We start from the raw sequence: 26,069 nt of genomic DNA on the forward strand, positions 1-26,069 counted from the left end.
GTAAGTCTTCGGATACGTGAGGAAGGTCGGGGAAGGTCAGGAGTGGAACGGCAGACCGGCGTCGGCCACCAGCTCCAGGTCGTCGGTGTGCTCGGCGGGCAGCAGCGTCGGGGTGCCGTCGGTCACCGGAACGACGCCCAGTTCGAGGAGCTCGGCCATCGCGGCGCTGCCCGCCATGTCCCGCACCTGGAGCTGGTAGCGGGCCGTCGTCCGGTACGTCCCCCCGGAGTCGTCCCCGGTCCGCTGCAGGAACCCGGAGTCGGTGAGGAACGCGACGGCCTTGCCGACGATGCCGGTGGTCGAACCGGCCAGTCTTCGCGCGTCCTTCGTGGCGCCGGTGGAGCTGCGCCGCGCCCAGATCCGCCAGGCCGCCTCCAGACCGGGCGCCTCGGTCGCCGGATCGGTGTTCTCGCCCTGCTCCTCGGCGCCCTCCTCCAGGCGGCGGCAGGCCTGTCGTACGAACGCGTCGACGCCGTTGACCGAGACGCGCCCGATGTACCCGTCGTCCGCGAGGTCCTCCGGGCGCGGGAAGGCCATCGCGGCGACGGCGAGGTGGGCGAGGCCGTGCAGGAAGCGGTCCGCGGAGTCGGCCGAGGTGCGACGGGCGTAGTCGCCCATGCGGACGGCGAACACCGAGTCCTCGGCGGCCGTCACCGCCATCCCCGCGCGCGGGGACACCTCCAGCACGACCAGACCGAGCCCGGCGGCCACGGCGTCGGCGAGCCGCGCGAACGGCGGGTCCTCCCGGTACCGCCGCAGCAGCTCCGCGTACTCCTGGTCCCGCGCCGGCTGCAACTTGGGCTGCAGCCCGAAGGCGACGAGCCGCGCCGCGTCGGCGGCGTCGGCGGGCGTGACAGGAGCGTTCGCCGGCGCGGCGACGACATCCGGCTCACTCCACTCGACGTGCTGCTCGGTCACGGCAAGGGCTCCTTGTCCAGAGATACGGTGACGAAAGCGCCCCTGTCAGGGGCGCGGGGAACTGCGCGACAAGCCACGACGGACCCGCAGGTCACGAACAACCCGCAGCTCTCCGGCTCTTCCAACGAGACATTCACCGCCGATCCGCCGCCATCCCCGCCGCGTCCAGCAAAGCCATACCCACGATGAGATCCGCCCCTCCGAACTCCGGATCATCCAGCTCGGTCCCGTCGTCCACGGCGAACAGCAGCTTCTCCTCCCCCTGCCGGTAGGCCGTACCGACGGGCGGGCTGGCCGCGTGAACGGCCAACAGCGCAACCAGGTAAGGAAGTTCGGCATCCCGCAGGCGTGCCTCCGCCAGCAGCCCCGACAACCGCCGCGGCGCGTCCGCGGGCAGATCCAGCAGCTCCATCGCGGAAGCGAGCTGCTCCTCGCTGAACCGGCTGTCGTCCGGCGTGGCGATGAGGTCCGGCTCGGGCATCTCCGCTCCCAGGTGCTCCCGCTCCAGGGGCGGCGTCAGCAGGAGGTCCACAAGATCCCCCACCCGGACGGAAACGGGCGTCCGCAGCCCCGTCCCGCGCGCGAAGAACGCGTCCGTCACGCGCCGCGCCTGCGCGACGGGCAGCGGCAGCACGGGCGCGACGAGGTGCCCGTAGAGGTCGATCCCCGAGGTCGTCATGGGCGTGGCGAAGGCCTGCCGGTCCTGCTCGGCGCGGAACAGCGGTCCAGCCTCCAGGAGCCGGGACTGCAGCTGCGTATGGCGCCGGATGCAGTCCTTGACGATGTCGACGAGCTCGGCGGCTCGGCGCTTCTGCTCGGGGTCCTCGGACTCGTCGCGGGCCTTGCGGATGTTGGTGAGGATCGCGTTCTCGTGGCGGTAGCGGTCGGCCACGTGATCGAGCGCCTCGGCGATCATGTCGGGCACGGCCTGGAGCCAGTCGACGGCGCGGACATTGCGCCGGGTCGCGTCGAGCGCCTTGCGGAGGGTCTCCGAGTACTGCACGGTCCGGTACCGGGCCTGTTCGGCGGCGAGCTGTGCGTCGGCGAGCCGGCCGCGGCTGATCAGCACCTCCAGCTTGACCTCGGCGGCGATCTGCGCGCTGGTGACGTCGGTGTCGAGGGCTCCGACGAGGACGTTGACGGCCTCGTCCGTCGTACGGAGATAGACGGTCCCCCCGTACCCGGGCACCTCCTCGATCAGCTTGAAGTCGTAGTCGCGGCGCACATAGGAGCCGTCCGGCGCGAAGGTGCCGTATACGGCCCGGAAGCCGCGGTCGACGCTGCCGACGTTGATCAGGTTCTCCAGGACCCACTTCGCCACGCGCTCGTGCTCGGCGACGGGCCGCTGCGGGGCCTGGGCGGCGATGCGGGGGATGAGCCGGGCCACTATCTGGTCGTGGTCGGCGCCCGTGTCGAAGTCCATGTTCAGTGTGACGAGGTCGATGGCGGCGAGGGCCACCTCGGCCATCCCGTACACCGTGTACTCACCCGCGAGATTCGCCTTGCGCACATCCAGGTCGTGCAGCGGCGCGGTGCAGGCGAGCGCGCGCAGCCGCCGCGCCAGGCCCTCGTCGGCGGCCGGGCCCAGCGCGGGGCGCGGCCCCGCGCTGAGCTGGGGCGGAACGCTGTCCGTCGATGCAGGCGAAGTCACGGTGCACAGACTAGGTCCTCGGTCTGACAACGGTCGAAACGACGCAGAAGCGACCGCCGTCACACCGGCCCCACGCCCGTGCAGCACGCTGCGGTCGCCGCCTCGCGAGAGCAACGGAGCGAACCGCCGCCACAGCCGGTCCGAAACCGCCTCAGTCGATCCCCTGCGTCCCGTCGGCGACCCGCCGCGCGTACGCTTCCACGACCCCCGCGAGGGAGTCGTCGAGATAGACCGCGAGCAGCTGCTCGGCCCCGTCGGGGTCGCCCGTCCGGAGCGTCTTGAGGATCTCATGGTTGCGCGCGAGGTACGGCTCGTGCAGCCGCCGCGGATCGGCCACCACATGGAAGGCGAGGCGCAGTTCGGCGAAGACGCTGCGCATCAGCTCGTCGGTGCGGGCGCTCCCGGCGAGCGCCACCAGTTCCCGGTGGAAGTGGATGTTGGCCGTACCCACTCCTTTCCAGTCACCTTCGCGCGCCGCCCGCTGCCCGTCCGCGACGGCCTCGGCGAGGCCGTCCACGGCGTACGGCGGCTTGCCGAGGCCACGGACCACGGCGCACTCGACGAGGGTGCGGGTGCGGTAGATGTCCTCGACGTCCTCGATGGTCAGCACCCGCACGAAGACCCCGCGGTTGAGCTCGTGCACAAGGAGTCGCTCGTGTGTGAGCAGCCGGAAGGCCTCGCGCAGCGTGTTGCGGGAGACGCCGAGCGCCCCGCCGATGCTGTCCTCGGACAGCCGTGACCCGGGCGGGAAGTACCCCTCGGCGATACGGCTCCTGAGGATGTCCGAGACCCGCTCGGCGGTGCTGGTGCGGCCCAGCAGGGCGCGATCGTCGGCCAGTCCCGTCAGCTCTGCCATGCCCGGAATTCAATCGCAGAAATGAGAACGAAACAACACGGGTATTGAAGGATCGTTCAACGATCCTCTACCTTGTCGGTCAGGCGCCCACCGCACGGCAAGGCACGGCAAGGCACGGCAAGGCACGACCGCACGGCACGGCTCAGTCCTCAAGCACCCTCCGTCCCTCACTGCGAGGTGCCCATGAGCACGACCCCCGGCACGACGCCCGGCACGCCCCCTCCAACCCAGGCCCTGACCGCCGGCACCCGGCCCGGCACGGCTGAACTCACCGCCCAGGAAGGACCGTTCGCCTGGCTGCACGCACTCGGTCCGCGGGGCCGACAGGCCTTCGCCGGCGCATTCGGCGGCTATGCGCTCGACTCGTACGACTACTTCACACTGCCGCTGAGCATGGTCGCGCTGGCGGCGTACTTCGGCCTGGACAGCGGCCAGACCGGTCTGTTCACCACCGTCACCCTGGTCGTCTCGGCGATCGGCGGCGCGATCGCAGGTGTGGTCGCGGACCGGATCGGACGCGTCAAGGCACTGATGATCACTGTGATCACCTACGCGGTGTTCACGGTGGCCTGCGGCTTCGCACCCAACTACGAGACGCTGCTGGTCTTCCGCGCCCTTCAGGGCCTCGGTTTCGGTGGTGAGTGGGCGGTCGGCGCGATCCTGGTCGCCGAGTACTCGAGCGCGAAGCACCGAGGGCGCACGCTCGGCGCGATCCAGAGTTCCTGGGCCGTCGGCTGGGGACTGGCGGTGATCGTCTACACGCTGGTCTTCCAGTTCCTCGGCGACGACCTGGCCTGGCGCGTGATGTTCTGGACCGGTGCGCTGCCCGCGCTGCTCGTCGTCTGGGTGCGGCGCCGGGTGCAGGACGCCCCGGAAGCGGCCGCCGTGCGTGAGAAGAGCGCCGAGAAGGGCTCGTTCACAGCGATCTTCAAGCCCGCCACGGCCGACGGCCCCGGCCTGCTGCGCACCACGTTCTTCGCGGTCCTGCTCTCCACCGGTGTCCAGGGCGGCTACTACACCCTGGCCACCTGGGTGCCCACCTACCTCAAGAAGGAGCGGGGTCTGTCCGTCGTCGGCACCGGCAGCTACCTGACGTTCCTGATCTCCGGGGCCTTCATCGGCTACCTCACCGGCGGCTATCTCACCGACAAGCTGGGCCGCAAGCGGAACATCCTGCTCTTCGCGATCCTCTCCGCAGCCTGCATCCTCACCTACGCCAACATCCCGAGCGGCGCCAACACGCTTCTCCTTGTGCTCGGTTTCCCGCTCGGCTTCTGTATGTCGGCGATCTTCAGCGGCTTCGGCTCCTTCCTCAGCGAGCTGTACCCGTCGGCGGTGCGCGGCACGGGGCAGGGCTTCACGTACAACACCGGGCGGGCCGTGGGCGCCGCCTTCCCCACCGCCGTCGGCTTCCTCGCCGACAGCTGGGGGGTGGGCGGCGCCCTGGTCTTCGGCGCGATCGGCTACGCCCTCGCCGCCCTGGCACTGATCGGGCTCCCCGAGACCCGTGGGAAGGAACTCCTGTGAACCACACCATCCCGGACCAACCGTTGACCCTCACCCGGAACCAGTCGTCAAGCCCCACCCAGGACCGCCCGCTGAGCCTCCTCGACATCGACGGCCACGCGCACGCGTGGACCCCCAAAAAGGCGCGCGCCCGGTTCCGTGCGGGCGTGTCGGGCCCCACCGCCGGAGTCGCCGCGGGCCACACCCAGGCCAATCTGATCTCGGTGCCCGCCGACTGGGCGTACGACATGCTGCTGTTCTGCCAGCGCAACCCGGGGCCCTGCCCGGTCCTCGACGTCACCGACGCCGGCTCCTGGACCACCCCGCTCGCCGAGGGCGCGGACCTGCGCACCGATCTGCCGCGCTACCGGGTGTGGGAGCACGGCGAACTGGTCGACGAGCCCACGGACGTGGTCGACCGCTGGCGCGACGACCTGGTCTCCTTCCTCATCGGTTGCAGCTTCACCTTCGAGTGGGCGCTGACCGAGGCGGGCGTCCCGATGCGCCACATCGAACAGGGCCGCAACGTCTCCATGTACGTGACCGGGCGCCAGTGCCGTCCGGCCGGGCGGCTGCACGGCCCCATGGTGGTGTCCATGCGCCCCGTCCCACCCGAACACCTGGCCACGGCGATCAGGGAGAGCAGCCTCATGCCCGCCGTGCACGGCAGCCCGGTGCACTGCGGCGAGCCCTCGGGCCTGGGCATCGAGGATCTCTCGCGCCCCGACTTCGGCGACGCCGTGGACACCGAGCCGGACGACATCCCGGTGTTCTGGGCCTGCGGAGTGACACCCCAGGCGGCCGTGATGGCGTCCCGCCCACCCTTCGCGATCACCCACGCACCGGGCCAGATGTTCCTCACCGACGCCCGCGACGAGCAGCACCGGGTGGCCTGAAGCGGCCCAGCGACGACCGAAGTTGCCCGAAGTGGCCGCGAACAGCCCGAAAAGGAGAGATTGCACCTCATGACCCTGATCGATCTCAACGCCGACCTCGGCGAGGGCTTCGGCCGCTGGCGGCTGACCGACGACGAGCAGCTGCTGTCCGTCGTCACCAGCGCCAATGTGGCCTGCGGCTTCCACGCCGGGGACGCGGCCACCATGCGGCGGGTGTGCGAGCTGGCGGCCGGGCGGGGCGTACGGATCGGCGCCCAGGTCTCCTACCGCGACCTGGCGGGTTTCGGGCGGCGCGCGATGGACGTGCCGCCCGACGAGCTGGCGGCCGAAGTGGCCTACCAGATCGGCGCCTTGGAGGTCTTCGCGCGAGCGGCGGGCGCACGCGTGTCGTATGTGAAACCGCACGGCGCGCTCTACAACCGCGTCGTGCACGACGAGGAACAGGCGGCGGCGGTCGTCGCGGGCATTCGGCTGGCGGGCGCCGCGCTGCCCGTCCTCGGCCTGCCCTCCTCCCGCTTCCTGAAGCTGGCCGAGCAGGCCGGACTGCCCACCGCGACCGAGGCGTTCGCGGACCGCGCCTACACCGAGGAGGGCACCCTGATGCCGCGCACCCAGACAGGCTCGGTGATCACGGACGCCGAGGTGGTCGTCGAACGCTCCCTGGGCCTGGCCCGCTTCGGCACGGTGACGTCCCACTCCGGGGAGCGCATCCCGGTCCGCGCCCGCTCCCTGTGCCTGCACGGGGACACCCCGGGCGCGGTGGACCTGGCGCGCCGGGTCCGCACACGTCTGGAGTCCTCGGGCGTCCAGGTGAAGGCTTTCGTATGAGGGCATTCCTCGCCGACGACGGCATGAGAGCGCTACCGGTCGGCGACCGCGCCCTGCTCGTCGAGGTCTCCTCGGGAGAGGCGGCCCAGGCCCTGCACGCCGAACTGCTGCGCCGCCGCGCGGAGGGCTCCCTGTCCGTCAAGGAGATCGTCCCCGCGGCCCGCACGGTCCTCCTGGACGGCCTGGACGACCCTGGGCGGCTGGCGGAACAGCTCTCCACCTGGGAGATCCCGCCGCCGTCCGCGCGCGCGGAGGCGACGGTCGAAATCCCCGTACGGTACGACGGTCCCGATCTCGCAGAGGTCGCGGCCCTGTGGAAGGTGCCGGAGCACGAAGTGCCAAAGATCCACGCGGCGGCCGAATTCCGCGTCGCCTTCTGCGGGTTCGCGCCCGGCTTCGGCTACCTCACGGGGCTGCCGTCCCGGTACGACGTGCCGCGCCGGGCGACTCCGCGGACGGCTGTTCCGGCGGGGTCCGTGGCGCTCGCGGGCCCGTACACGGGTGTGTACCCGCGCTCGTCGCCGGGCGGCTGGCAGCTGATCGGCACGACGGACGCGGCGCTGTGGGACCACGCGCGCGTGCCGGCCGCGCTGCTCGCACCGGGGACGCGGGTCCGGTTCGTACCGGCGGGGTGCTCATGACCGACCGGGCCCTCGCCGTCGTCCGGGCCGGGGCTCTGACCACCGTCCAGGACCGGGGCCGCCCCGGCCATGCCCACCTCGGCGTTCCCCGCTCCGGCGCGCTGGACGCGCCCGCGGCGGCGCTGGCCAACCGCCTCGTCGGCAACCCCGTGGAGGCGGCGGTCCTGGAGACGACCCTCAATGGCTGTGGCCTGCAGCCGCGTTCGACGGTCACGGTGGCTGTCACGGGCGCGCCCTGCCCGGTCACGGTGGACGGCCGTCCGGCGCCCTGGGGAGCCCCCGTACGCGTCCCCGCCGGGGCTCTGCTGGACATCGGGCCGGCCCGCGCGGGAGTGCGCAGCTATGTGGCGGTCACCGGCGGAGTCGCCGTGGATCCGGTACTCGGCAGTCGCTCCACGGACCTCCTCTCGGGCCTGGGCCCGCCGCCCCTCGCGGACGGTACGGTGCTGCCCCTGGGACATCCCGATGGCGTCCACGCGCGCGTGGACGTGGTTCCGCACCCGGGGCCGCCCTCGGAGCTGGTCCTGCGCGTGGTTCCGGGACCGCGCGAGGACTGGTTCACGGCCTCGGCCCTGCGCACCCTGGCGACGGGCACCTACCGGGTGTCCTCCGCGAGCAACCGCATAGGGCTGCGTACGGAAGGGCCCTCACTGGAGAGGGCCGTTTCCGGCGAACTCCCCAGTGAGGGCATGGTGCTGGGCGCCGTGCAGGTACCGCCCGACGGCAGACCGGTCGTCTTCCTCGCCGACCATCCGACCACCGGGGGGTACCCGGTGATCGCGGTGGTCCGGGCGAGCGACCTCCCCGCGGCCGCTCAGGCGGTCCCGGGCACGCCGGTCCGCTTCATGGTCGTACGCCGCCGCTGAAGTACCGCACTCCCCACTTGAACCGTCATGCCGTCTTCATGCCGCTTGAATCTTCATGCCGCGTCCGGCTGTTCCGCCACCGACAGCGCGGCCAGCGCGGACGCCACCGCGTGCGAGGCGCTGAGGTCGAGCCGGGCGCTGGTGCCACGCGCCCGGTGACGTACCTCCGCCGCGGCCAGGGTGAGCAGCTGTGGCAGCAGGTCGGTGCACCTCCGGGCCACCCACCCCGTCCCGGCGGTGGCCAGCCACCACAGGCTGGCCGACCGGGTGGGCGCGGGGAACTCGGGCTCGGCCGAGGGCGCGGCCCCGGTGGCGAGGCCCTGCTGCGCGAGCAGCGCGTGGAAGTGCAGGGCGAATTGCCGGTGTCCCCGCTCCCCCGGGTGCAGCCGGTCCGCGCTCCACATCGCGCGGTCCGTCAGCCAGGCGCCCTCCGCCGCGTGCAGATGCACGGCTTCGTAGCGCTCGGACAGGGCGTGCACGACCGTGTTGACGGCCCGCTGCCGCCGGGCCAGGGGCCTGGCCAGCGCCCCCGGTAGCCCCAGCATCGCGCCGGGGTCCGGCAGGCAGGCGGTCAGCAGGACGGCGTCCTGGGCCCGGAACGCCGCGTACACCTGATCGAGCCGGGCGGCCACGGCGTGGATGTCGAAGGTGCACCGCAGCGTGTCGTTCACGCCGATCACGACGGACACCACGTCCGGGCGCAGGGCCAGTGCCGCCGGTGTCTGCCGTTCCAGGACGTCGCGGGTCTGCGCGCCGCTCACCGCCAGGTTGGTGAACTCGACGGACGCGTCCGGACCGTCGGACAGCCCCTTGGACGGCCCCTCGGACAGCCCATCCGCGAGCAGCGCGGCCCAGCCCCGCCAGGCCTCGCCCACAGGGTCGCCCACGCCCTCCGTCAGCGAGTCCCCGAGGGCCACGAACCGGAGGGGTCTCATCCGACGCCCTCCTGCAAGCGGGGCGAGGCCTCGACCACCGCGTCGTGCGCCGCGAGGAACGCCTCCACGGCGGTGCCCCAGCCGAAACACTCCGCACGCGCGCGTGCCGCTTCCCTGCGCGCGGTCTCGGGGCGTCCCAGGAGCAGCCGTACAGCGTCCGCGAAGGAGTCCCCACTGTCCGCGGCGGTGGCCCCGGCCGATCCGACGACCTCCGGAAGGGCGGACACCGCGCTGGCCACCACGGGCGTGCCGCAGGCCATCGCCTCCAGGGCGGCCAGCCCGAACGTCTCGGCGGGCCCGGGGGCCAGACACACATCGGCTGAGGCCTGCAGTGCGCCGAGCAGCGCCCGGTCGGCGACATGCCCGAGGAAGGTGACGGGCAGCCGCCGCTCCCGAGCCCGCTGTTCGAGCCGGGCCCGCAGCGGCCCGTCCCCGGCGACGACGAGCGCGGCCCGCTCTCCGCGCCGCAGCAGCGCCTCCAGCGCGTCGAGCGCCGTACCCGGCCGCTTCTCGACGGACAGCCGGGAGCACATCACGAGCAGCACTTCGTCTGCGCGCGCGTAACGGCCGCGTACCCCGGAATCCCGCAGCCCTGGGTGCCGGCCGACCAGGTCGACGCCCAGTGGGGCCCGTACGACATTGCGGGCCCCGATGCGGACGAACTCGCGCTCCGCGAACTCCGTGGTGCACACGACCCGGGCGTAGGTGTGTGCCGTACGGATGTTGAGGGCGTCGGCGGCCTTGCGGGCCATCCCCTCGGGAAGCCCCCAGGTCCGCAGCACGCCGTCGGCGGTCTCGTGGGAGACCATGACCGCGGGCACCCGGGCCCGCCGCGCCCACACCCCGGTCCAGCGCAGGGTGGTCCGGTCGGAGACCTCGAGCCGGTCGGGGGCCAGCGACTCCAGGAGGCGGGCGACGCGGCGCTTGTCCGTGAGGACGCGGTAGCCGCCGGTGCCGGGCAGCAGCGGCCCGGGCAGTGTGATCACCCGGCCCTGCTCGGTGTCTCGGCTGCTCTCTCGCTCTCCGGGGACGATGAGCACGGGCTCGTGTCCTGCGGCCCGGTAGCCGGTGCCGAGCTCCCGCAGCGCGGTGCGCAGGCCGCCGGAGGCGGGGGCGACGAAGTTGGCCAGCCGTACGATGCGCAGGCTCATGCCGCCACCACCGTCCGTGCGGAGAGCACGTCGGCGTAGTGGTCGATGAGCTGGTCGCCGACGGCCGCCCAGGTCCGGCCCTCGACGGTGGCCCGACCGGCGACCCCGTAGGCGGTCCGCAGGGCGGGGTCGGTTGCCAGGGCCCGTACCGCGTCGCGGACGGCGGCTGCGTCGCGCGGCGGCACCAGCAGGCCCGTGCGGCCGTGCGCGACCAGGTCCAGCGGTCCGCCCGCGGCGGGTGCGACGACCGGCACCCCGCTGGCCATGGCCTCCTGCACGGTCTGGCAGAAGGTCTCGAAGGGGCCGGTGTGCACGAAGACGTCCAGGGAGGCGAAGATCCGGGCGAGTTCGTCGCCGGTGCGGCGCCCGAGGAAGACGGCGCCGGGCAGCGCCTCGTGGAGGGTGGTTTCACTGGGCCCGTCACCCACGATCACCACCCGCACGCCGTCCAGGCCGCAGGCTCCGGCGAGCAGTTCGACCTGCTTCTCGGGGGCGAGCCGGCCGACATAGCCGACGATCAGCTCGCCGTTCGGTGCCAGTTCACGGCGCAGTGCCTCGTCCCGGTGGTCGGGGCGGAAGCGGACGGTGTCCACGCCGCGCGGCCACAGCCGCACCCGGGGCACGCCGTGTGCCTCCAGGTCGTGCAGGGCCGCGCTGGACGGGGCGAGCGTCCGGTCGGCGGCGGCGTGGACGGAGCGTATGCGCCGCCAGGCGGTGGCTTCGCCCGCGCCCACGTACGTACGGGCGTATCCGGCGAGGTCGGTCTGGTAGACGGCGACGGCGGGGACGCCGAGCCGGGCGGCGGCCGCCATGCCGCGGACGCCGAGGATGAAGGGACTGGCCAGGTGGACGATGTCGGCGCGGTGTTCGGTGATCGCGGCGGCGACGCGTCGGCTGGGGAGGGCGACGCGGACCTGGGGGTAGCCGGGGAGCGGTAGGGAGGGGACACGGACGACGGGACACGGCGCGAGGGCGTCGGGCCCGTTCCCGGCAGCTGTGGCCGGGGCGACGACGAGGGGAGCGTGACCGCGATCGACGAGGTGCCGGGCGGTCTGGAGCGCGCAGTGGGCCACGCCGTTCACATCGGGGGGAAAGGATTCGGTCACGATGACGACACGCATACCCGTGTTGTCGCCGCGCTGGACGTGGCCGCGTCAACGTGGATCTTTCCTGCCGAGGAACGCCCCGTGAGCGTTGTACTGCACGCATTTCCAGGTCAGCCCGCGGCCACGACCTCCTGACCCCCGGGTCACTTCGTGTTCATACAGCGGGTGCGTCGGGCCCTATGCGGCTGCGTACGGCTGTCTGGACTTCCGCCTCCTCGGCCGGATCCGCCGCGAGCCGCCGCAACTGATCGACTACGCGCGCGTCACCCGTCTCGGCGTGTCGTGCGGCCACCTCGCGGGTCGACTCCTCGCAGTCCCACAGGCACTCGACGGCGAAGCCGGCGGGGAAGGAGGGGTCGGTGGCGGCGAGGGCCCGGGCGGCTCGCCCGCGCAGATGGGACGAGGCGGTTTCACGGTAGACATGGCGCAGCACGGGGGCGGCGCAGACGATGCCGAGCCGTCCGGCTCCGTCGACGAGGGTCCACAGCGTGGGCGCGTCGGGGCCTTCGCCGCGTACGGCCTCGCGCAGCGCGCCCAGCACCAGTTCGCTGTCCTGGGTGCCGCCCCGGCAGGCGAGCATCCGTCCCGCCGCGGCGCCGAGGGCGTCGGGCCGCTGTGCCCACCTTCGCGCCCGGTCGACGGCGGCGACACTGCGCATCCGTTCGAAGGCGTCGACAGCGGCGTCCGTGACCGCGGCCGTACCACCGGTCGCGGCGGCCTCGATCAGATCGAGAGCGTCCGGATCATTGCTGTCGGCGAGATAGCGCAAGGCGGTACAGCGGGCGCCGTCGCCGCCGTCGCGGGCGGCCTCGAGAATCTCGGGCCGGTCCTCGGGGCCGGCGACGGCCGTGAGGCAGCGCGCGGCCGGCACATGGAGTGCGGCTCCGCGGTCGAGGCCCTGTTGGGCCCACTCGAACACGGCCCGCACACTCCAGCCGGGACGGGGTCCGGTGGGGCGCAGTTGCCGTTGCCATCGGTCGAAGGAGCCCTGCTCCTGGGCGGCACGCACGCGCGTGCCGATCGATGCGCGGGGATCGTCGGCCCACAGCCGCCAGGGCCGGGGCTCGAAGGCGTCACGCACGTGGGCGGCGAGCGCGGCCTCGCCCTCCGGGTCGGCAGGGAAGCGGGCGAGCACGGGGACGGCGAGGGCGCGCAGGCCCGCGTCGTCGTCGCGCAGCGCCAGCTCGTCCAGGGCCCAGGCCCAATTGCTGCCCGAGGCGGCATACCTGCGCAGCAGTTCCAGGGCGTCCCGCCTGCCGTACGAGGCGAGGTGGCCGAGGACCGCGAGGGCGAGCCCCGTGCGGGACTCGCAGTCGTCGAGGACGTCCTCGACGTCGAAGAGGTGCCGCTCGATCTCGTCGAGCTCGCCGCTCAGATCGAGGTAGAGACGGGCGTAGTAAAGGGAGCGGTTCTCCACCTGCCAGTCGTGGCGGGGGTCGCGCAACACACAGTGGTTCAGTGCCGCGAGCGCTTCGGCGCGCGGTGCGGTGAGCGCGTGCAGCGTGCCGTCGCCGCGGCCCCTCTGGAGCAGGCCGAGCAGCGTACCGCTGGGCGCTATGACCGGATCGAACATGGGAAACAGCCTCACATCAAGCGTCGACGCAACCGGGATCCTGCATTACCTGGCCGCGTGACAACACGTCGGAGCGCCCGCCGTTTCTTGCTTGCTGTAGACCATCTTCCTCTGCCTCTCGTCGGTGGCCCATGCGGGCCGCGTCACGGCCCGCGCGGTGCGGCAACACCTGCCCAGCCATCGCGTCCGTGAATCACGACGTCATGATGACTCGGCAGTTCTTCTTGCCGCGACCGTATTTCCGGCGGCCCCGTACCGCCTCCCCCGTTTTCCGTGTTGTGCCTGGTCAGCGTGTTCGGATCAGTGCGCGCCGAACAATTCCAGCAGTTCCGTCTTGCCGAACATCCGGGCCGTGTCCACGGCCGAGGGAGTGCCCGCGGCCGGGTCGGCGTCGGCGTCCAGGAGCGCGCGGATGACCGCCTCCTCGCCCTTGAAGACGGCCCCGGCGAGCGGGGTCTGGCCTCGGTCGTTGATGCGGTCGGCCTCGGCGCCGCGCTCCAGCAGGGCGCGCACCGCCTCGGCGTGGCCGTGGTACGCGGCGAGCATCACGAGAGAGTCGCCGCGGTCGTTGGTGAGGTTGGCCGGAACGCCCGCGTCGACGTACGCCACGAGCGACTCGGTCTCGCCTCGGCGCGCCAGATCGAAGATCTTGGTCGCCAGTTCCACGACTTCGGGGTCGGGGGCTTCACTCATCGGCCGGACCACCTCTCACAAGGACAACAGCAACGACGTGCGACAGCGGGAAGTGCAGCCGTACGGGTGATTCGCCAGCGTACTGGCTCCGACGGCACATGACCGGCGCCGACCGAGGCAAGGATCACCCCAGGCCCCACAAGAGGCAACAGGAGACAACAGACCTGATCAGGGAGCCCGGGACGACTCCGCCGACCGGGTGAAATCAGTTGAATTTCACCCAGTTGCACCTTTTATCGTATGGATACATGCTGTGATCCTGGAACAACTCATGGTGACTGCCCCCAAGAACCAGGAGAGCACAAATGATTCTGTCCATCTCAGGTGTCGTCCTGCTCGGCATCATCGTCTTCCTCTTCTTCCGCAAGGACGGACTCAAGGCGTCGCACGCCACGGTGTCCTCGCTCTTCGGCTTCTACCTCGCCAGCACGGCCATCGCGCCGAGTATCAAGGCGGGCGGGGAGAGCCTGGCGAGCCTCCTCGGCGGGATCAAGTTCTGACACCCCTGCCCATCGCACGCACTTCCAGGAGACAGCAGTGGCCCGGCGCCCTCTCCCCCGCATCCTCAGCAACGGCACCGCGCAGATCGCCCGAAGCCGGGAGCTGGCCCGGACGGCAGCCGACAGCACCACCGACGTCCTCCACCCACTGATCACGATCTCCCGTGGACTGCGCCGGCTGGCAGGTGCCGGTCGGCGCAAGTGGGCCGACACCCCCAAGGACCGGCGCGGGCCGCTGCTGTTCCTGGTGGCCTCGGCGATCCTGGTCGTGGCGCTGGTGCCGTACGGCCCGCTGCTCGCCGCCATCACGCTGATGGCGGCGGCGGCATGGACCGGACGGGACCGCGACTCGTCGGGGCCCGCGGGCCCCGACGAGTCGCAGATCCAGCGCCTCCAGTCGCTCTATGAGTCCCTGGTCCCGTACTTCTCGGTGGCCGAGGACCCGGACCCCCTCTACTCCCACGGCGGCGACTGGGAGAAAGCCTTCCCCACGCACGACTTCGACGACGACGGACGCGTCTCCCGACTCCTCATCCGCTACCCGCCTTACTTCACGGACGGCGAGGCGGAGTCCCGTACCCGGATCGAACAACTGCTGCACGCCAAGTCCGGCCGAGGCCGCGAGTACCACTTCGACTGGCACGAGGAGGGCAACGAGCTCACCGTCACCGTCCTCCCGCCGCTCCCCGTCGACATCGCCGCCCAGCGCTTCGTCACCGCGCCCGGTGAGACGGTCCTCGGCTTCACCGATCCCGCCGATGTCCAGCGCACCCTTCCCCTCACCTACGGTGAGGAACAACGCGACGTTCCGCCGGTCGTCTGGCGCACCGGCATCCGCTCCACCGAGCCGCACCTGCTGATCGCGGGCGAGCCGGGCAGCGGCACGAGCACGCTGGTGCGCTCCATCGCCCTCCAGGCCCTTCAGTACGGCGATGTCGTCATCGTCGAGGGCGGTGGCACCGGCGAGTACGCGTGCCTGACCGGCCGGGACGGCGTCCTCGCCGTCGAGTCCGGACTCGCCGGGGCGCTCGCGAGTCTGGAGTGGGCCGCGCACGAGACGGAACGACGCCTGATCGCCGCCAACCGTGCACGTCAAGCGGGTCACCCCGCCCCGGACGACACGAAGAACCCCCTGTGGATCCTGCTCGACCGGCCGAGCGCGCTCGGGCACTTCGCGGCAGCCGACGGCCGCAACGATCCCCAGGCCCTCCTTCAGGTCCCGCTCCGCCACGGGCGCGCGGCGGGCGTCACGGTCGTCATCGCCGAGCAGTTCGACGACCTCGACGCGCTCAGCGATGCCGTACACCAGCACACCCGCGCGCGCGTGGTCCTCGGTCCCGCGTCCCCGGCCCAGCTGGAAACCGTCCTGGGCGCACCGCCGCACACCACTCCGACCCGGGACGTGCCGCCCGGCCGCGGGTACGCCCGACTGGGCACCGGGCCCGTCCTGCGGCTCCAGGTGCCGGCTACGCCGGACCCCTACGACGACGCGACGAGCGAGACCCACCGGCGGGCGGTCCTCGACCTCCTTCCGGAGCGGACGACTCCGGCTGATGCGGGGCCGCTCCCCGTGGAGGCGGCGGTGGCCGAGGGCTAGGCGGATTTGTTCCGCCCCGCCGCCCCTACCCGTCCCGTCCCACACCTGGGGGCTCCGCCCCCAGCTCCCCGGGTGGTTCGTCTGCCGCAGGTGGGTGGGACACGGACCGCTAAGCCACGAACGTGCGCGGCGCCTCGTTACCGCCGTTGGCCCCCGTCTCCACCGACCGCGCCGCCGCGGCCAACCGCACCGCCGCCTCCTCCGCCACCGCACCCCCCACGGTGAACGGCAGCCGCACATACCCCTCGAAGGCCCCGTCGACGCCGAACCGCGGCCCGGAGGGCACGCGTACCCCCACCCGTTCGCCCGCCTCGGCGATCCGCGAGCCGGACAGCCCGCCGGTGCGAACCCACAGCGTCAGCCCGCCCTGCGGAACCGAGAACTCCCAGTCGGGCAGCTCACGGCGCAGGGCGGCGACGAGCGCGTCCCGGTTCTCCCGGCCCTGCCCGCGCCGGATCTCCACTGCTTGCTCCCACCCCCCGGTGCTGAACAGCCAGTTCACCGCCAGCTGCTCCAGTACGGGCGTCCCGAGGTCGGCGTACGCGCGCGCGGAGACGAGGCTGCGGATCACGTCGGGGGCCGCGCGGACCCACCCGATCCGCATGCCCGCCCAGAACGCCTTGCTGGCCGACCCGACGGTGATGACCGTGGACCCTGCGGGGTCGAAGCCGCACACGGGACGCGGCATCTCCAACCCCTCCTCCAAATACACCTCGCTCATCGTCTCGTCGACCACGAGCACGGTCCCCGCCGACCTCGCGGCGTCCACCAGGCGTCGGCGCTGGTCCTCGTCCGCGAGGGCCCCCGTCGGGTTGTGGAAGTCGGCGACGACGTACGCCAGCCGGGGCGCGGCGTCCCGCAGGACCTGCCGCCAGCGGTCCATGTCCCAGCCGGCCAGTCCCTCGGCCATGGCGACGGGTACCAGCCGGGCGCCCGCCGCCCGCATCAACTGGAGGATGTTGGCGTACGACGGCGACTCGACGGCGATGCGTTCGCCGCGCCCCGCGAAGAGGTGACAGATCGCGTCGATCGCCCCCATCGCGCCCGTCGTGACCATGATCTGCTCGGGCATGGTCGGGATGCCTCGCGCCGTGTACCCCTCGGCGATCATCGCGCGCAGCGCGGGCAGCCCCGCCGGATAGTCGCCGTGCGTGTGCGCGTACGGCGGCAGTTCCTCCAGGGCGCCCTGCACGGCACGGGTGAGCCACGGTTCGGGCGCGGGCAGCGACGCGCAGCCGAGGTCGATCATCGAGCCGAGCGCCTCGGGCGGCAGCGGTTCCAGGCCACGCGCGGGCAACGGGTTCCCGGCGGGAACGGCGGTCCAGCTGCCCGCTCCCCTGCGCGACTCCAGGAACCCCTCGCTGCGCAGTGCCTCGTAGGCCGCGGCGACCGTCGTACGGCTGACGGACAGGGACAGCGCGAGCTCCCGCTCGGCGGGCAGCCGGGCGGCCACCGGCACCCGGCCTTCGAGCACGAGCAGCCGAACACCGTCGGCGAGCGCCCGATAGGCGGGCGGACGCCGGGTGCCGGGCCCCGCGGGGCGTTCCTGCTGGGAGTTGAGCAGCCGGGCGAGCTGCGCGGCCCCCACCGCCGAAGTCCAGTGCGTCATGATTCCCAGTCCACCTTCCTCGGATTGGCCTTGGATGGCGCCTCCTGCCAAGCCACAGAATGTCACGAGCCAGGCCACTGTCACCACCACGGGGCACCGCCGCGGTTCACCGCCGGAGTTCCACCACCACAGGGGGGCACCTCTTGTCCGCACGCGCCGAATCCCTACCCGCCGAACCCTCCGACCCCCTGCGTAAGGAATCCGAGCGGCGGCTCCCGCTTCGCCTCGTCCGGCTCTATGTCGGCCTCGCGCTGTACGGGGCGAGCTCCGCCCTGCTCGTGGAGTCGGGCCTCGGTCTGGAGCCCTGGAACGTGCTGCACCAGGGGCTCGCCGAGCTGACCGGTCTGACGATCGGTGTGGTGTCGATCATCGTGGGTGCGGCGGTGCTGCTCCTGTGGATTCCGCTGCGGCAGCGCCCCGGCCTCGGCACGGTCTCGAACGTGTTCGTGGTCGGCATCGCCATGGACGGCACCCTCGCCCTGGTCCCGGACGCGCACACCCTGGCCCTACGGATTCCGCTGCTCGTGGCGGGCATCGTGCTGAACGGCGTGGCGACGGGCCTCTACATCTCGGCCGGCTTCGGTACGGGGCCGCGCGATGGCCTGATGGCAGGTCTGCACCGGCGTACGGGCCGCTCGATCCGCCTCGTGCGCACCCTCCTCGAAGTCGCCGTCGTCGCGACCGGCTTCGCGCTCGGCGGCACGGTCGGCATCGGCACGGTGCTGTACGCCGTCGCGATCGGGCCGCTCGCCCAGCTCTTCCTGCGCGTGTTCGCCGCCCGCCCGGCACCGGGCGGCAGCACCGTCGTTGCCGCCGGTCAACCGGAGCGAGCGATACTTCCAGGGTGAGCCCGCGCATACGCCACCCGTACCTCGACCACCCCGGCCCGATCGCCTTCGCCCATCGCGGCGGTGCGGCGGACGGCCTGGAGAACACCGTCGCCCAGTTCCACCGCGCGGTGGAGGCGGGCTACCGCTACATCGAGACGGATGTGCACGCGACGGCGGACGGCAGACTCGTCGCCTTCCACGACGCGACCCTCGACCGGGTGACGGACGGCGCGGGCCGGATCGCGGACCTCCCCTGGGAAGACGTGCGCCACGCGCGCGTGGCGGGCAAAGAACCGGTGCCGCTCTTCGAAGAGCTCCTCGAAACCTTTCCCGAGGTGCGCTGGAACGTCGACGTCAAGGCCGAGCCCGCCCTCCACCCCCTGCTGAACCTCATCGGCCGCACCGACGCCTGGGACCGCGTCTGCGTCGGCTCGTTCTCCGAGGCGCGGGTCTTCCGCGCCCAGCGCCTGGCCGGACCCCGCCTGGCCACCTCGTACGGCACCAAGGGCGTCGTGGGGCTGCGGCTGCGCTCGTACGGCATCCCGGCCGCGCTGCGCGACTCGGCGATCGCCGCCCAGGTGCCCGAGTCCCAGTCGGGTGTGCCGGTGGTCGACCGGCGCTTCGTACGCGCCGCCCACGCCCGCGGCCTGCAGATCCACGTCTGGACGGTCAATGAACCCGATCGCATGCACCGGCTCCTCGACCTGGGAGTCGATGGCATCATGACCGATCACATCAACACGCTGCGCAGGGTCCTGGAGGACCGGGGCACCTGGGTCTGAGCCCTCTCGCGCGGTCCGTCCAGCGGGAAGCGAGGGGCACGGGTGGACACCGAAACCGTGTGGGCAGGGGTGACCGACGAGGTTGCCGAGCGGCGGCGCGAGCAGCGCGGCTGGTACTTCTACGACTGGGCGTGCTCCGTCTATTCGACGAGCGTGCTCACCGTGTTCCTGGGTCCTTATCTGACGTCCGTCGCCAAGCACGCGGCGGACGCGGACGGTTTTGTGCACCCCCTGGGTGTCCCGGTCCGCGCCGGCTCCTTCTTCGCCTACGCGGTCTCGGCGTCCGTCATCCTGTCGATCTTCGTGATGCCGATGGCGGGCGCGGCCGCCGACCGCACCGGCCGCAAGAAACCGCTGCTCGCGGTCTGCGCCTATCTGGGAGCCGCGGCCACCACGGGCATGTTCTTCCTGCACGGCGACCGCTATCTGCTCGGCGGTCTCCTACTGATCGTCGCCAATGCCTCGGTGGCCGTGTCAATGGTCCTCTACAACTCCTACCTGCCGCAGATCGCCCCTCCCGAGGAGCGCGACGCGGTCTCGTCCCGCGGCTGGGCCTTCGGCTACGCCGCGGGCTCGCTGATGCTGGTCGTGAACCTGATCCTGTACACGGCCCACGACACCTTCGGCGTCTCCGAATCGACGGCCGTCCGCATCTGTCTGGCCTCGGCGGGCATCTGGTGGGGCGCCTTCACCCTCGTACCGCTGAAGCGGTTGCGGGACCGCCCCACGGAAGCCGCGGGCCGGGCGCCCGGGCACGGATGGCGGCAACTGGCGGCCACCGTTCGGGACATGCGGGGCAAACCGCTCACACTGGCCTTCCTGTTCGCGTATCTCATCTACAACGACGGCATCCAGACGGTCATCTCACAGGCGTCGGTGTACGGGTCGGAGGAGCTGGGCCTGAGCCAGTCGACGCTGATCGTCGCGGTGCTGCTGGTGCAGGTGCTCGCGATCGGGGGCGCCCTGGGCATGGGGCGGCTGGCGCGGACGTACGGCGCGAAGCGCACCATTCTCGGCTCGCTCGTCGCCTGGACGGTGACGCTCGGCGCCGGGTACTTCCTGCCGGCGGGCGCGCCTTTCTGGTTCTTCGTCCTGGCCGCCGGGATCGGCCTGGTCCTGGGCGGCAGCCAGGCACTGTCGCGCTCCCTGTTCTCGCATCTCGTGCCGAGCGGGAAAGAGGCCGAGTACTTCTCCGCGTACGAGATGAGCGACCGGGGCATGAGCTGGCTCGGCCCGCTTCTGTTCGGTTTGACCTATCAGCTGACGGGAAGTTATCGGGACGCGATCATCTCGCTCGTGGCCTTCTTCGTCATCGGATTCGTGCTGCTGGCGAGGGTTCCGGTGCGGCGGGCAGTGCACGACGCGGGCAATCCCGTGCCGGACAGGATTTAGCACCTGAGGCCAAAGGCCGGTAGTGTACGCGTTTGGCCTGCCAGGCGTACCGTTACTGCGCGTCAATGATATGGAAGCGTTGGGTGACATCTGCTGTCAGATGTGACAAACCGGGCGCCGGTGGGTACAACAAGGGGCGGCTACGACGGCGACGCATGACCCTGAACGGGAATCTTTACCGCCGACCGGACGTTGACCGGATGACGACGACAGCGACACCTGTCCTGTGGGCGACAAGCCCGGGAGGCACGATTCATGAGTGAGCGAGCTCTTCGCGGCACGCGCCTCGTGGTGACCAGCTACGAGACGGACCGCGGCATCGACCTGGCCCCGCGCCAGGCCGTGGAGTACGCATGCGAGAAGGGGCACCGGTTTGAGATGCCCTTCTCGGTCGAGGCGGAGATCCCGCCGGAGTGGGAGTGCAAGGTCTGCGGGGCCCAGGCACTCCTGGTGGACGGCGACGGCCCTGAGGAAAAGAAGGCCAAGCCCGCGCGTACGCATTGGGACATGCTGATGGAGCGGCGCACCCGAGAGGAGCTCGAAGAGGTCCTCGAGGAGCGCCTGGCCGTTCTGCGCTCCGGCGCGATGAACATCGCGGTGCATCCGCGGGACAGCCGCAAGTCCGCGTAGCCCCTCCGGGGGTTGGGCGGCATACCACGCACGCACGCAGCCGCGAGCACCGTACGTCACTTGTACGGGGCCCGCGGCTCTGTGCGTTGGGCGCGCGGCGGTGTGGCAGGGGAGGGTGGTTCGCCGGCGCGGTTGTGGTGCGGTGCCGGGTGATGGGGTGACCGGCCCTGGGGCTGCCGCCCCAGACCCCGCTTCGCCCTTCGGGCCCGTCCTCGAACGCCGGACGGGCTGGAGATGCGCGCCCGGTCGGCCAGGGTCAGCGATTCAGTGGCGGGCGCGGGCCCTGCTCCGCTGCCGGGCCCTGGGGGCCCTCGTCCCTGATGACCTCGCCCTGGACGACCTTGCCGTCGGGGCGGTGGATGCGGGCCTGCTGGAAGGCGTCCCCGACTGTGCCGGGCGCGGCCTCGCGGAGCTTGCGTTCGATGGTGCGCTCGGCGTACCGGCTCAGGGCCTTCTGGACCGGCGGGATCAGCAGAAGCAGGCCCAGGGCGTCGGAGACGAGGCCGGGGATCATCAGGAGGAGACCGCCGAGCATCATCAGCCCGTTGCCGTTGCCACCCCCGCTCGTGGGGGCCACTCCGCTCTGCTGCTGTTGCAGGGTCTCGGTGAGGTTGCGGAAGGCACGGCGGCCGGCCCGCTTGATGACCACGGAGCCCAGGATGAAACCGGCGACCAGCAGCAGGAACACCGTGAAACCGCTCGTCGCGCCCGCGACCACGGTCAGCAGCCAGATCTCCAGCACCAGCCAGGCGGCGATGCCGAGCGGCAGGAACGTGCGCAGCCGGGATCGCCGCGGCCGGGCGGGGTACGTGGGAGTCGGTGCGCCAGTCGTCATGCACCCAGTGTGCCTGGGCACAGCTCAGTATGGGATAAGCGGATGATCAGCCGTAGCTGTGGAGTGAACTGGTGTGAGGGGGCGGGCCCGGCCGGCCCGCCCCCTCACGCCCGAAGCGCTCCTAGGACCTGGGCTTTCGGCCGGTGATCCGGCCGACCCGCTCCCGCACGCCCCACGTGGTGACCCGCCACAACGCCTCCACGAGGATGTCGCGGCTCATCTTGGAGTCGCCGAGCTCCCGCTCGACGAAGGTGATGGGCACCTCGACGACGTGGAAGCCCGCCTTGACGGCACGCCGGGCCAGATCCACCTGAAAGCAGTACCCCTGGGACGCGACTTCACTGAGCCCGAGGCCTTCGAGGGTCTCGCGGCGGAAGGCGCGGAAGCCTCCGGTGACGTCCCGGATCGGCACGCCGAGCATGAGCCGGGAGTACATGCTGCCGCCGCGCGAGATGAACTCGCGGGACTTGGGCCAGTTCACGACCCGCCCGCCCGGCACCCAGCGCGACCCCAGCACGAGGTCGGCACCCTTGAGGGCGGTCAGCAGCCGGGGCAGTTCCTCCGGCTGGTGCGAGCCGTCGGCGTCCATCTCGACGAGGACGCCGTAGCCGTGCTCAAGGCCCCAGCCGAAGCCCGCGAGATACGCGGCGCCCAGGCCTTCCTTGCCCTTGCGGTGCAGCACCTGGACGTGGTCGTCCTCGGCGGCCAGCTCGTCGGCGAGCTTGCCCGTGCCGTCCGGGCTGTTGTCGTCCGCCACCAGAACGTGTGCATCGGGCACCGAGGCTCGCACCCGGCCGACGATCTTCTTGATGTTCTCCGCCTCGTTGTAGGTCGGGATGATCACCAAGGCCGTGCCGAGCGGGCCGAACCGCCCCCCCTGGGCTTCTGCCGCGAGGGTCCCGTCGCCGTCGTTCACTACTGCCCCTTCATGTTCGTATGCAGGGGTCCACCATAGTGGCCGCAGCCTGCACTGAAACGTCCGCGCGTTAGTACGGGGGTGTCGATTCGGCAAGAGCCGGGTAAGAGCGTGCCCGCCGCGCCGGAGCACCGTACTGCGGATCGGGGCCCGGCGCCCTTCGGGCCGACCTGGGACCCGCTGGCTGCGGGTCGACCGAAAGCCGTTGTCTACTGGACGTCCGGGCCCCACCCGGGTCACACCCTTCCGACAGGCGTGAACGTTCCATCGCCGTGGCACCGGCGCTGAGCCTGGCTCCCAGTGGTGGTGCGCCGGTGCGGCACACCACCCCTGACCCAGCGGCGCTCCGGCGACTGCCTGGAAGTTCTCCGGTCGGACGTCCGGTGGTGGACCCGGCCGAACCTACCGGCCCCTTGCCGCCAGCTGTCAACACTCGTCTGACCTGTGGGTTTTCGCCCCCTCACCAGGTCAGCGCGGAGGATGCGCAGGTCGCACGACAGGGCGGCCGAAGGCGATCACCGCCTCGCCACCCCGCGAGATCACTCGCCCGGCCGTACGAAGACCGTCCGGCCTCCGACGACCGTGCGCAGGCACACGGGCAGGTCGCCTCCGGGGCTCAGATCCGGCAGTCCGGGGGTACCGGAACGAGGGTCGGTGGACCAGCGGGCGACCCGGTCGTCGGGGGCCTGTACGACCAGCTCCTCGGTGCGCCACACGGCATAGTCGGCGGGTGCGCCCGGCACCAGGACACCCGCGTCGTCCCGTCCGATCGCCCGCCATCCGCCGCGCGTATGCGCCGTGAACGCGGCGCGCACGGACACCCGGTGCTCCGGCGTGCGGTGGAAGGCGGCGGCGCGCACGGTGCCCCACGGGTCGAGGGGGGTGACGGGGCTGTCGGAGCCGAAGGCGAGCGGTACGCCGGTGCGCAGCAGGGCCGCGAAGGGGTTGAGGGTACGGGCCCGCTCGACGCCCAGGCGCTGGGCGTACATGCCGTCCTCGCCGCCCCACAGCGCGTCGAAGGCGGGCTGCACGGAGGCGGTGAGGCCGAGTTCGGCGAAGCCGGCGACGGTTTGCGGCGTGAGCATCTCGGCATGCTCGACGCGATGCCGGGCAGCGCGCACGCGGGCCAGGCCGACCTTCTCGGCGGCGGCGCGGACGCCTTCGACCACGGCGGCCACGGCGGCGTCCCCGATGGCGTGGAAGCCCGCCTGGAGGCCCGCCTCGGTGCAGGCCACCACATGCGCGGCGACCGCGGCGGCGTCCAGGTAGGCGGTGCCGGTGTGGTCGGCGTCGGCGTACGGCTGGTGGAGGCAGGCGGTGTACGAGCCGAGGGAGCCGTCGACGAAGAGGTCGCCTGCGGCGCCGATCGCACCCAGCTCCCGGGCCCTCGCCACGCCTTCTTCGGCCTGCTCGGCCCAGTAGCCGACGACCCGGGGCCCCGCTTCCTCCGCGGCGAGCCGCAGCAGCCCGGTGAAGTCGTCCTCGGAGGAGATCTCCGGGCCCGCGCACTCGTGCACGGAGCCGATGCCGAGCGAGGCGGCGTGGGCGAGCGCGGCGCGCTGGGCCTCGGTGCGCTGGGCCGGGGTGACGGCGCCGAGCGCGGCGGCGCGTACCGCGTGGTGGGCGTCCCGGGTCAGCGGGCCGTCCTGGAATCCGGCGCGCTCGGTGATGCCGGGAACCAGGTCGAGCAGGGCCGTGGTGACGACGGCCGAGTGCACGTCGATGCGGGAGAGGTAGAGCGGACGGCCGCCGGTCGCCTCGTCCAGTTCGGCGCGCGTCGGGGGGCGTCCGCCGGGCCAGCGGGCCGCGTCCCAGCCGTGGCCGAGCAGCACCCGGTCGGCGGGACGGGCGCCGGCGAAGTCGCGCACGAGCGCGAGGGCCGCTTCCAGGGAGGGCGCGTCGGACAGGTCGAGGCCGGTGAGCGCGAGCCCGGTGGCGGTGGTGTGCACGTGCGCGTCGGTGAACGCCGGGGTGACCAGCGCGCCTTCCAGGTCCACGACCTCGGCGACCCCGTCGGCGAAGGCGTCGGCCGCGCCTTCCGAGCCGACCCAGGCGATCTGCCCGCGTTCGACGACCATCGCGGTGGCGAAGGGATCGGCGGGGCTGTGGACTTCTCCACCGCGCAGCAGCACGGTGTCCGACCAGGCGGTGCTCTCACTCATGGGAAACAGTCTCGCGCCTGCCGACGGCCGGTCGGTGCCCGGGTGGGTCAGATGCGGGGCGGCCGCGCCTCGTACGGCGTCGACAGCACCACCGTCGTACGGGTCGACACACCCGCCAGGGTGCGCAGGCGGGCGAGGAGCTCCTCCAGTTCGTGCGGGGTGGAGACCCGTACTTTGAGGATGTAGTTCTCGTCGCCCGCGACGCTGTGGCAGGCCTCGATCTCGGGCACGCCCGCAAGGCGTTCCGCGATGTCGTCCGGGGCGCTCGGGTCGAACGGCTTCACCGAGATGAAGGCGGTCATGGGCAGCCCGACGGCCTCCGGGTCCACGACGGCGGCATAGCCGCGGATGACGCCGCGCTGTTCGAGCCGGCGCACCCGCTGATGCACGGCGGACGTGGACAGGCCGGTAGCCTTGCCCAGGTCGGTGTAGCTCATCCGCCCGTCTGCGACGAGCAGCTGCACAATCTGTCGGTCCAGCTCCTCCATGGCGCAAGAACCTACAGGGCCCTTGATCCCCTCGGATACCTCAGCGGCGCAGGTCATACCCGGTTTGTGATGTGGGTGAGAGCGGGCTGTGAGCCGCTCGGGGGACAAATCCACCGGGCCGGGCATCTGCGGGCGGCATGTGACGAACAACACAGCACTACAACCGGGTCCGTGATGTTCTCGTGATTACCGCAGAGACGGGACGGGAAATGCTTGCTGTGGTCGAGGCCGCAGCGCCTTGTCGGCCCACCCGAGGGGGAGAATCCCATGCAGAGTCTTAAGCGCCCTGGTCGTACCGCGTCCAAGCGGCCCCAGCTCGTCGTCGAGCCCGAGCCGGAGGGCGTCGAACCGGACGCCGTCGACGGTGAAGAGCTCGACGCCTACGACACCTTCGAGATGTACCGGGTGATCTGCCCGGACTGCGCCCAGCCCATCGCGCTCCTCGCGGACGAGGCGATCCTGCCCGAGCACGCGCTGTGCGCCTCGCCGTGGAACCCGTTCGGGCTCACGGTCTGCGCCGGTACGGGCCGCGCCGCGGCCGACGCCCGGCCCGCGGACGAGTCGACGGAACTCCAAGAGCAGGACACGGCCCTCCTGTTGACGCTCCCTCAGGGCCTCGACTGGCGGACCCAGCCGTTCTCGCACGTGGGCGGCCCGGGCTCGCGCCCGATGCGGGTCCCCGAGATGCGCGGCCAGGCAGCCTGAACC

The 26,069-nt window shown here is 71.9% G+C and carries 25 protein-coding genes; 12 read left to right on the plus strand and 13 right to left on the minus strand.

Annotated elements, in window-relative coordinates; all coding sequences use genetic code 11:
- Nucleotides 1-36 precede the first annotated feature (36 nt).
- The 3 genes from OG747_RS06470 to OG747_RS06480 form a co-directional block, all read right to left on the minus strand.
- Nucleotides 37-918, minus strand: a complete 882-nt coding sequence (locus tag OG747_RS06470) for a hypothetical protein (RefSeq protein WP_405878329.1) — start codon at nt 916-918, stop codon at nt 37-39.
- Nucleotides 919-1,051: 133 nt separating this feature from the next.
- Nucleotides 1,052-2,569 (minus strand): hypothetical protein, encoded by a 1,518-nt coding sequence (locus OG747_RS06475; RefSeq protein WP_405878330.1) that lies wholly within the window; start codon nt 2,567-2,569, stop codon nt 1,052-1,054.
- A 151-nt stretch (nt 2,570-2,720) separates the two neighbouring features.
- Entirely contained in the window at nt 2,721-3,425 is a 705-nt protein-coding gene (locus OG747_RS06480; protein ID WP_405878331.1) for a GntR family transcriptional regulator, read from the minus strand.
- A 183-nt stretch (nt 3,426-3,608) separates the two neighbouring features.
- Here OG747_RS06480 and OG747_RS06485 point away from each other — a divergent pair, with 183 nt between their 5' ends.
- The 5 genes from OG747_RS06485 to OG747_RS06505 all read left to right on the plus strand — a co-directional run bounded on the left by OG747_RS06485 (nt 3,609) and on the right by OG747_RS06505 (nt 8,162).
- Nucleotides 3,609-4,952, plus strand: a complete 1,344-nt coding sequence (locus OG747_RS06485) for an MFS transporter (protein ID WP_405878332.1) — start codon at nt 3,609-3,611, stop codon at nt 4,950-4,952.
- Between the two features lie 23 nt (nt 4,953-4,975).
- Nucleotides 4,976-5,827: a putative hydro-lyase gene (locus OG747_RS06490; RefSeq protein ID WP_405885459.1), complete on the plus strand. Its 852-nt coding sequence runs from the start codon at nt 4,976-4,978 to the stop codon at nt 5,825-5,827.
- A 69-nt stretch (nt 5,828-5,896) separates the two neighbouring features.
- Nucleotides 5,897-6,655 carry a LamB/YcsF family protein gene (locus tag OG747_RS06495; RefSeq protein WP_405878333.1) on the plus strand — a complete coding sequence of 253 codons (759 nt, stop codon included), beginning with the start codon at nt 5,897-5,899 and terminating at the stop codon, nt 6,653-6,655.
- A gap of 23 nt (nt 6,656-6,678) precedes the next feature.
- Nucleotides 6,679-7,296, plus strand: coding sequence for a 5-oxoprolinase subunit PxpB (gene pxpB, locus OG747_RS06500; protein WP_405885460.1), 618 nt, complete (start codon nt 6,679-6,681; stop codon nt 7,294-7,296).
- Nucleotides 7,293-8,162, plus strand: a complete 870-nt coding sequence (locus OG747_RS06505; protein WP_405878334.1) for a biotin-dependent carboxyltransferase family protein — start codon at nt 7,293-7,295, stop codon at nt 8,160-8,162. The genes pxpB and OG747_RS06505 overlap by 4 nt, the downstream gene beginning before the upstream one ends.
- Nucleotides 8,163-8,215: 53 nt before the next feature.
- Here the strand turns inward: OG747_RS06505 and OG747_RS06510 are convergent, their stop codons facing one another.
- The 5 genes from OG747_RS06510 to OG747_RS06530 all read right to left on the minus strand — a co-directional run bounded on the left by OG747_RS06510 (nt 8,216) and on the right by OG747_RS06530 (nt 13,620).
- A complete protein-coding gene (locus tag OG747_RS06510) occupies nt 8,216-9,097 on the minus strand; it encodes an SGNH/GDSL hydrolase family protein (protein ID WP_405878335.1) in 882 nt (293 codons plus the stop codon).
- Nucleotides 9,094-10,248 (minus strand): glycosyltransferase, encoded by a 1,155-nt coding sequence (locus OG747_RS06515; RefSeq protein WP_405878336.1) that lies wholly within the window; start codon nt 10,246-10,248, stop codon nt 9,094-9,096. The genes OG747_RS06510 and OG747_RS06515 overlap by 4 nt, the downstream gene beginning before the upstream one ends.
- Nucleotides 10,245-11,369 (minus strand): glycosyltransferase family 4 protein, encoded by a 1,125-nt coding sequence (locus OG747_RS06520; protein WP_405878337.1) that lies wholly within the window; start codon nt 11,367-11,369, stop codon nt 10,245-10,247. The genes OG747_RS06515 and OG747_RS06520 overlap by 4 nt, the downstream gene beginning before the upstream one ends.
- Nucleotides 11,370-11,508: 139 nt before the next feature.
- Nucleotides 11,509-12,927 carry a HEAT repeat domain-containing protein gene (locus OG747_RS06525; protein WP_405878338.1) on the minus strand — a complete coding sequence of 473 codons (1,419 nt, stop codon included), beginning with the start codon at nt 12,925-12,927 and terminating at the stop codon, nt 11,509-11,511.
- A 300-nt stretch (nt 12,928-13,227) separates the two neighbouring features.
- Nucleotides 13,228-13,620, minus strand: coding sequence for an ankyrin repeat domain-containing protein (locus tag OG747_RS06530; RefSeq protein ID WP_405878339.1), 393 nt, complete (start codon nt 13,618-13,620; stop codon nt 13,228-13,230).
- A 305-nt stretch (nt 13,621-13,925) separates the two neighbouring features.
- Between OG747_RS06530 and OG747_RS06535 the strand changes: the two genes are divergently transcribed.
- Both OG747_RS06535 and OG747_RS06540 read left to right on the plus strand, forming a co-directional pair.
- Nucleotides 13,926-14,120, plus strand: a complete 195-nt coding sequence (locus tag OG747_RS06535; RefSeq protein WP_405878340.1) for a hypothetical protein — start codon at nt 13,926-13,928, stop codon at nt 14,118-14,120.
- A 37-nt stretch (nt 14,121-14,157) separates the two neighbouring features.
- Complete coding sequence (locus OG747_RS06540) at nt 14,158-15,717, plus strand: hypothetical protein (RefSeq protein WP_405878341.1); 1,560 nt, start codon at nt 14,158-14,160, stop codon at nt 15,715-15,717.
- Nucleotides 15,718-15,826: 109 nt separating this feature from the next.
- Here the strand turns inward: OG747_RS06540 and OG747_RS06545 are convergent, their stop codons facing one another.
- Nucleotides 15,827-17,326: a PLP-dependent aminotransferase family protein gene (locus OG747_RS06545; RefSeq protein WP_405878342.1), complete on the minus strand. Its 1,500-nt coding sequence runs from the start codon at nt 17,324-17,326 to the stop codon at nt 15,827-15,829.
- 59 nt (nt 17,327-17,385) lie between these two features.
- Between OG747_RS06545 and OG747_RS06550 the strand changes: the two genes are divergently transcribed.
- The 4 genes from OG747_RS06550 to OG747_RS06565 all read left to right on the plus strand — a co-directional run bounded on the left by OG747_RS06550 (nt 17,386) and on the right by OG747_RS06565 (nt 20,960).
- On the plus strand, nt 17,386-18,174 hold the full coding sequence (locus OG747_RS06550; RefSeq protein WP_405878343.1) for a YitT family protein: 789 nt from the start codon (nt 17,386-17,388) through the stop codon (nt 18,172-18,174).
- Nucleotides 18,171-18,938 (plus strand): glycerophosphodiester phosphodiesterase, encoded by a 768-nt coding sequence (locus OG747_RS06555; RefSeq protein WP_405878344.1) that lies wholly within the window; start codon nt 18,171-18,173, stop codon nt 18,936-18,938. Before OG747_RS06550 ends, OG747_RS06555 begins: the two co-directional genes overlap by 4 nt.
- A gap of 42 nt (nt 18,939-18,980) precedes the next feature.
- Complete coding sequence (locus OG747_RS06560) at nt 18,981-20,330, plus strand: MFS transporter (protein WP_405878345.1); 1,350 nt, start codon at nt 18,981-18,983, stop codon at nt 20,328-20,330.
- A 255-nt stretch (nt 20,331-20,585) separates the two neighbouring features.
- The gene (locus OG747_RS06565; RefSeq protein WP_003977404.1) at nt 20,586-20,960 is read left to right on the plus strand and encodes an RNA polymerase-binding protein RbpA; all 375 of its coding nucleotides are present in this window, start codon (nt 20,586-20,588) and stop codon (nt 20,958-20,960) included.
- Nucleotides 20,961-21,216: 256 nt separating this feature from the next.
- Here the strand turns inward: OG747_RS06565 and fxsA are convergent, their stop codons facing one another.
- From fxsA to OG747_RS06585, 4 genes are all read right to left on the minus strand, one after another.
- Nucleotides 21,217-21,795, minus strand: coding sequence for an FxsA family membrane protein (fxsA, locus tag OG747_RS06570; protein ID WP_405878346.1), 579 nt, complete (start codon nt 21,793-21,795; stop codon nt 21,217-21,219).
- 121 nt (nt 21,796-21,916) lie between these two features.
- Nucleotides 21,917-22,711 carry a polyprenol monophosphomannose synthase gene (locus OG747_RS06575; protein WP_405878347.1) on the minus strand — a complete coding sequence of 265 codons (795 nt, stop codon included), beginning with the start codon at nt 22,709-22,711 and terminating at the stop codon, nt 21,917-21,919.
- A 539-nt stretch (nt 22,712-23,250) separates the two neighbouring features.
- Complete coding sequence (locus tag OG747_RS06580; protein ID WP_405878348.1) at nt 23,251-24,873, minus strand: amidohydrolase; 1,623 nt, start codon at nt 24,871-24,873, stop codon at nt 23,251-23,253.
- 47 nt (nt 24,874-24,920) lie between these two features.
- Nucleotides 24,921-25,361, minus strand: a complete 441-nt coding sequence (locus OG747_RS06585; RefSeq protein ID WP_067366187.1) for an Lrp/AsnC family transcriptional regulator — start codon at nt 25,359-25,361, stop codon at nt 24,921-24,923.
- A 267-nt stretch (nt 25,362-25,628) separates the two neighbouring features.
- On the opposite strand from OG747_RS06585, the gene OG747_RS06590 reads away from it, so the two are divergent.
- The gene (locus OG747_RS06590) at nt 25,629-26,066 is read left to right on the plus strand and encodes a hypothetical protein (RefSeq protein WP_405878349.1); all 438 of its coding nucleotides are present in this window, start codon (nt 25,629-25,631) and stop codon (nt 26,064-26,066) included.
- The last annotated feature ends 3 nt before the right edge of the window (nt 26,067-26,069 follow it).

Origin of the sequence: Streptomyces sp. NBC_01384 (genome assembly GCF_045040035.1) — a bacterium.
Lineage (GTDB): Bacteria > Actinomycetota > Actinomycetes > Streptomycetales > Streptomycetaceae > Streptomyces.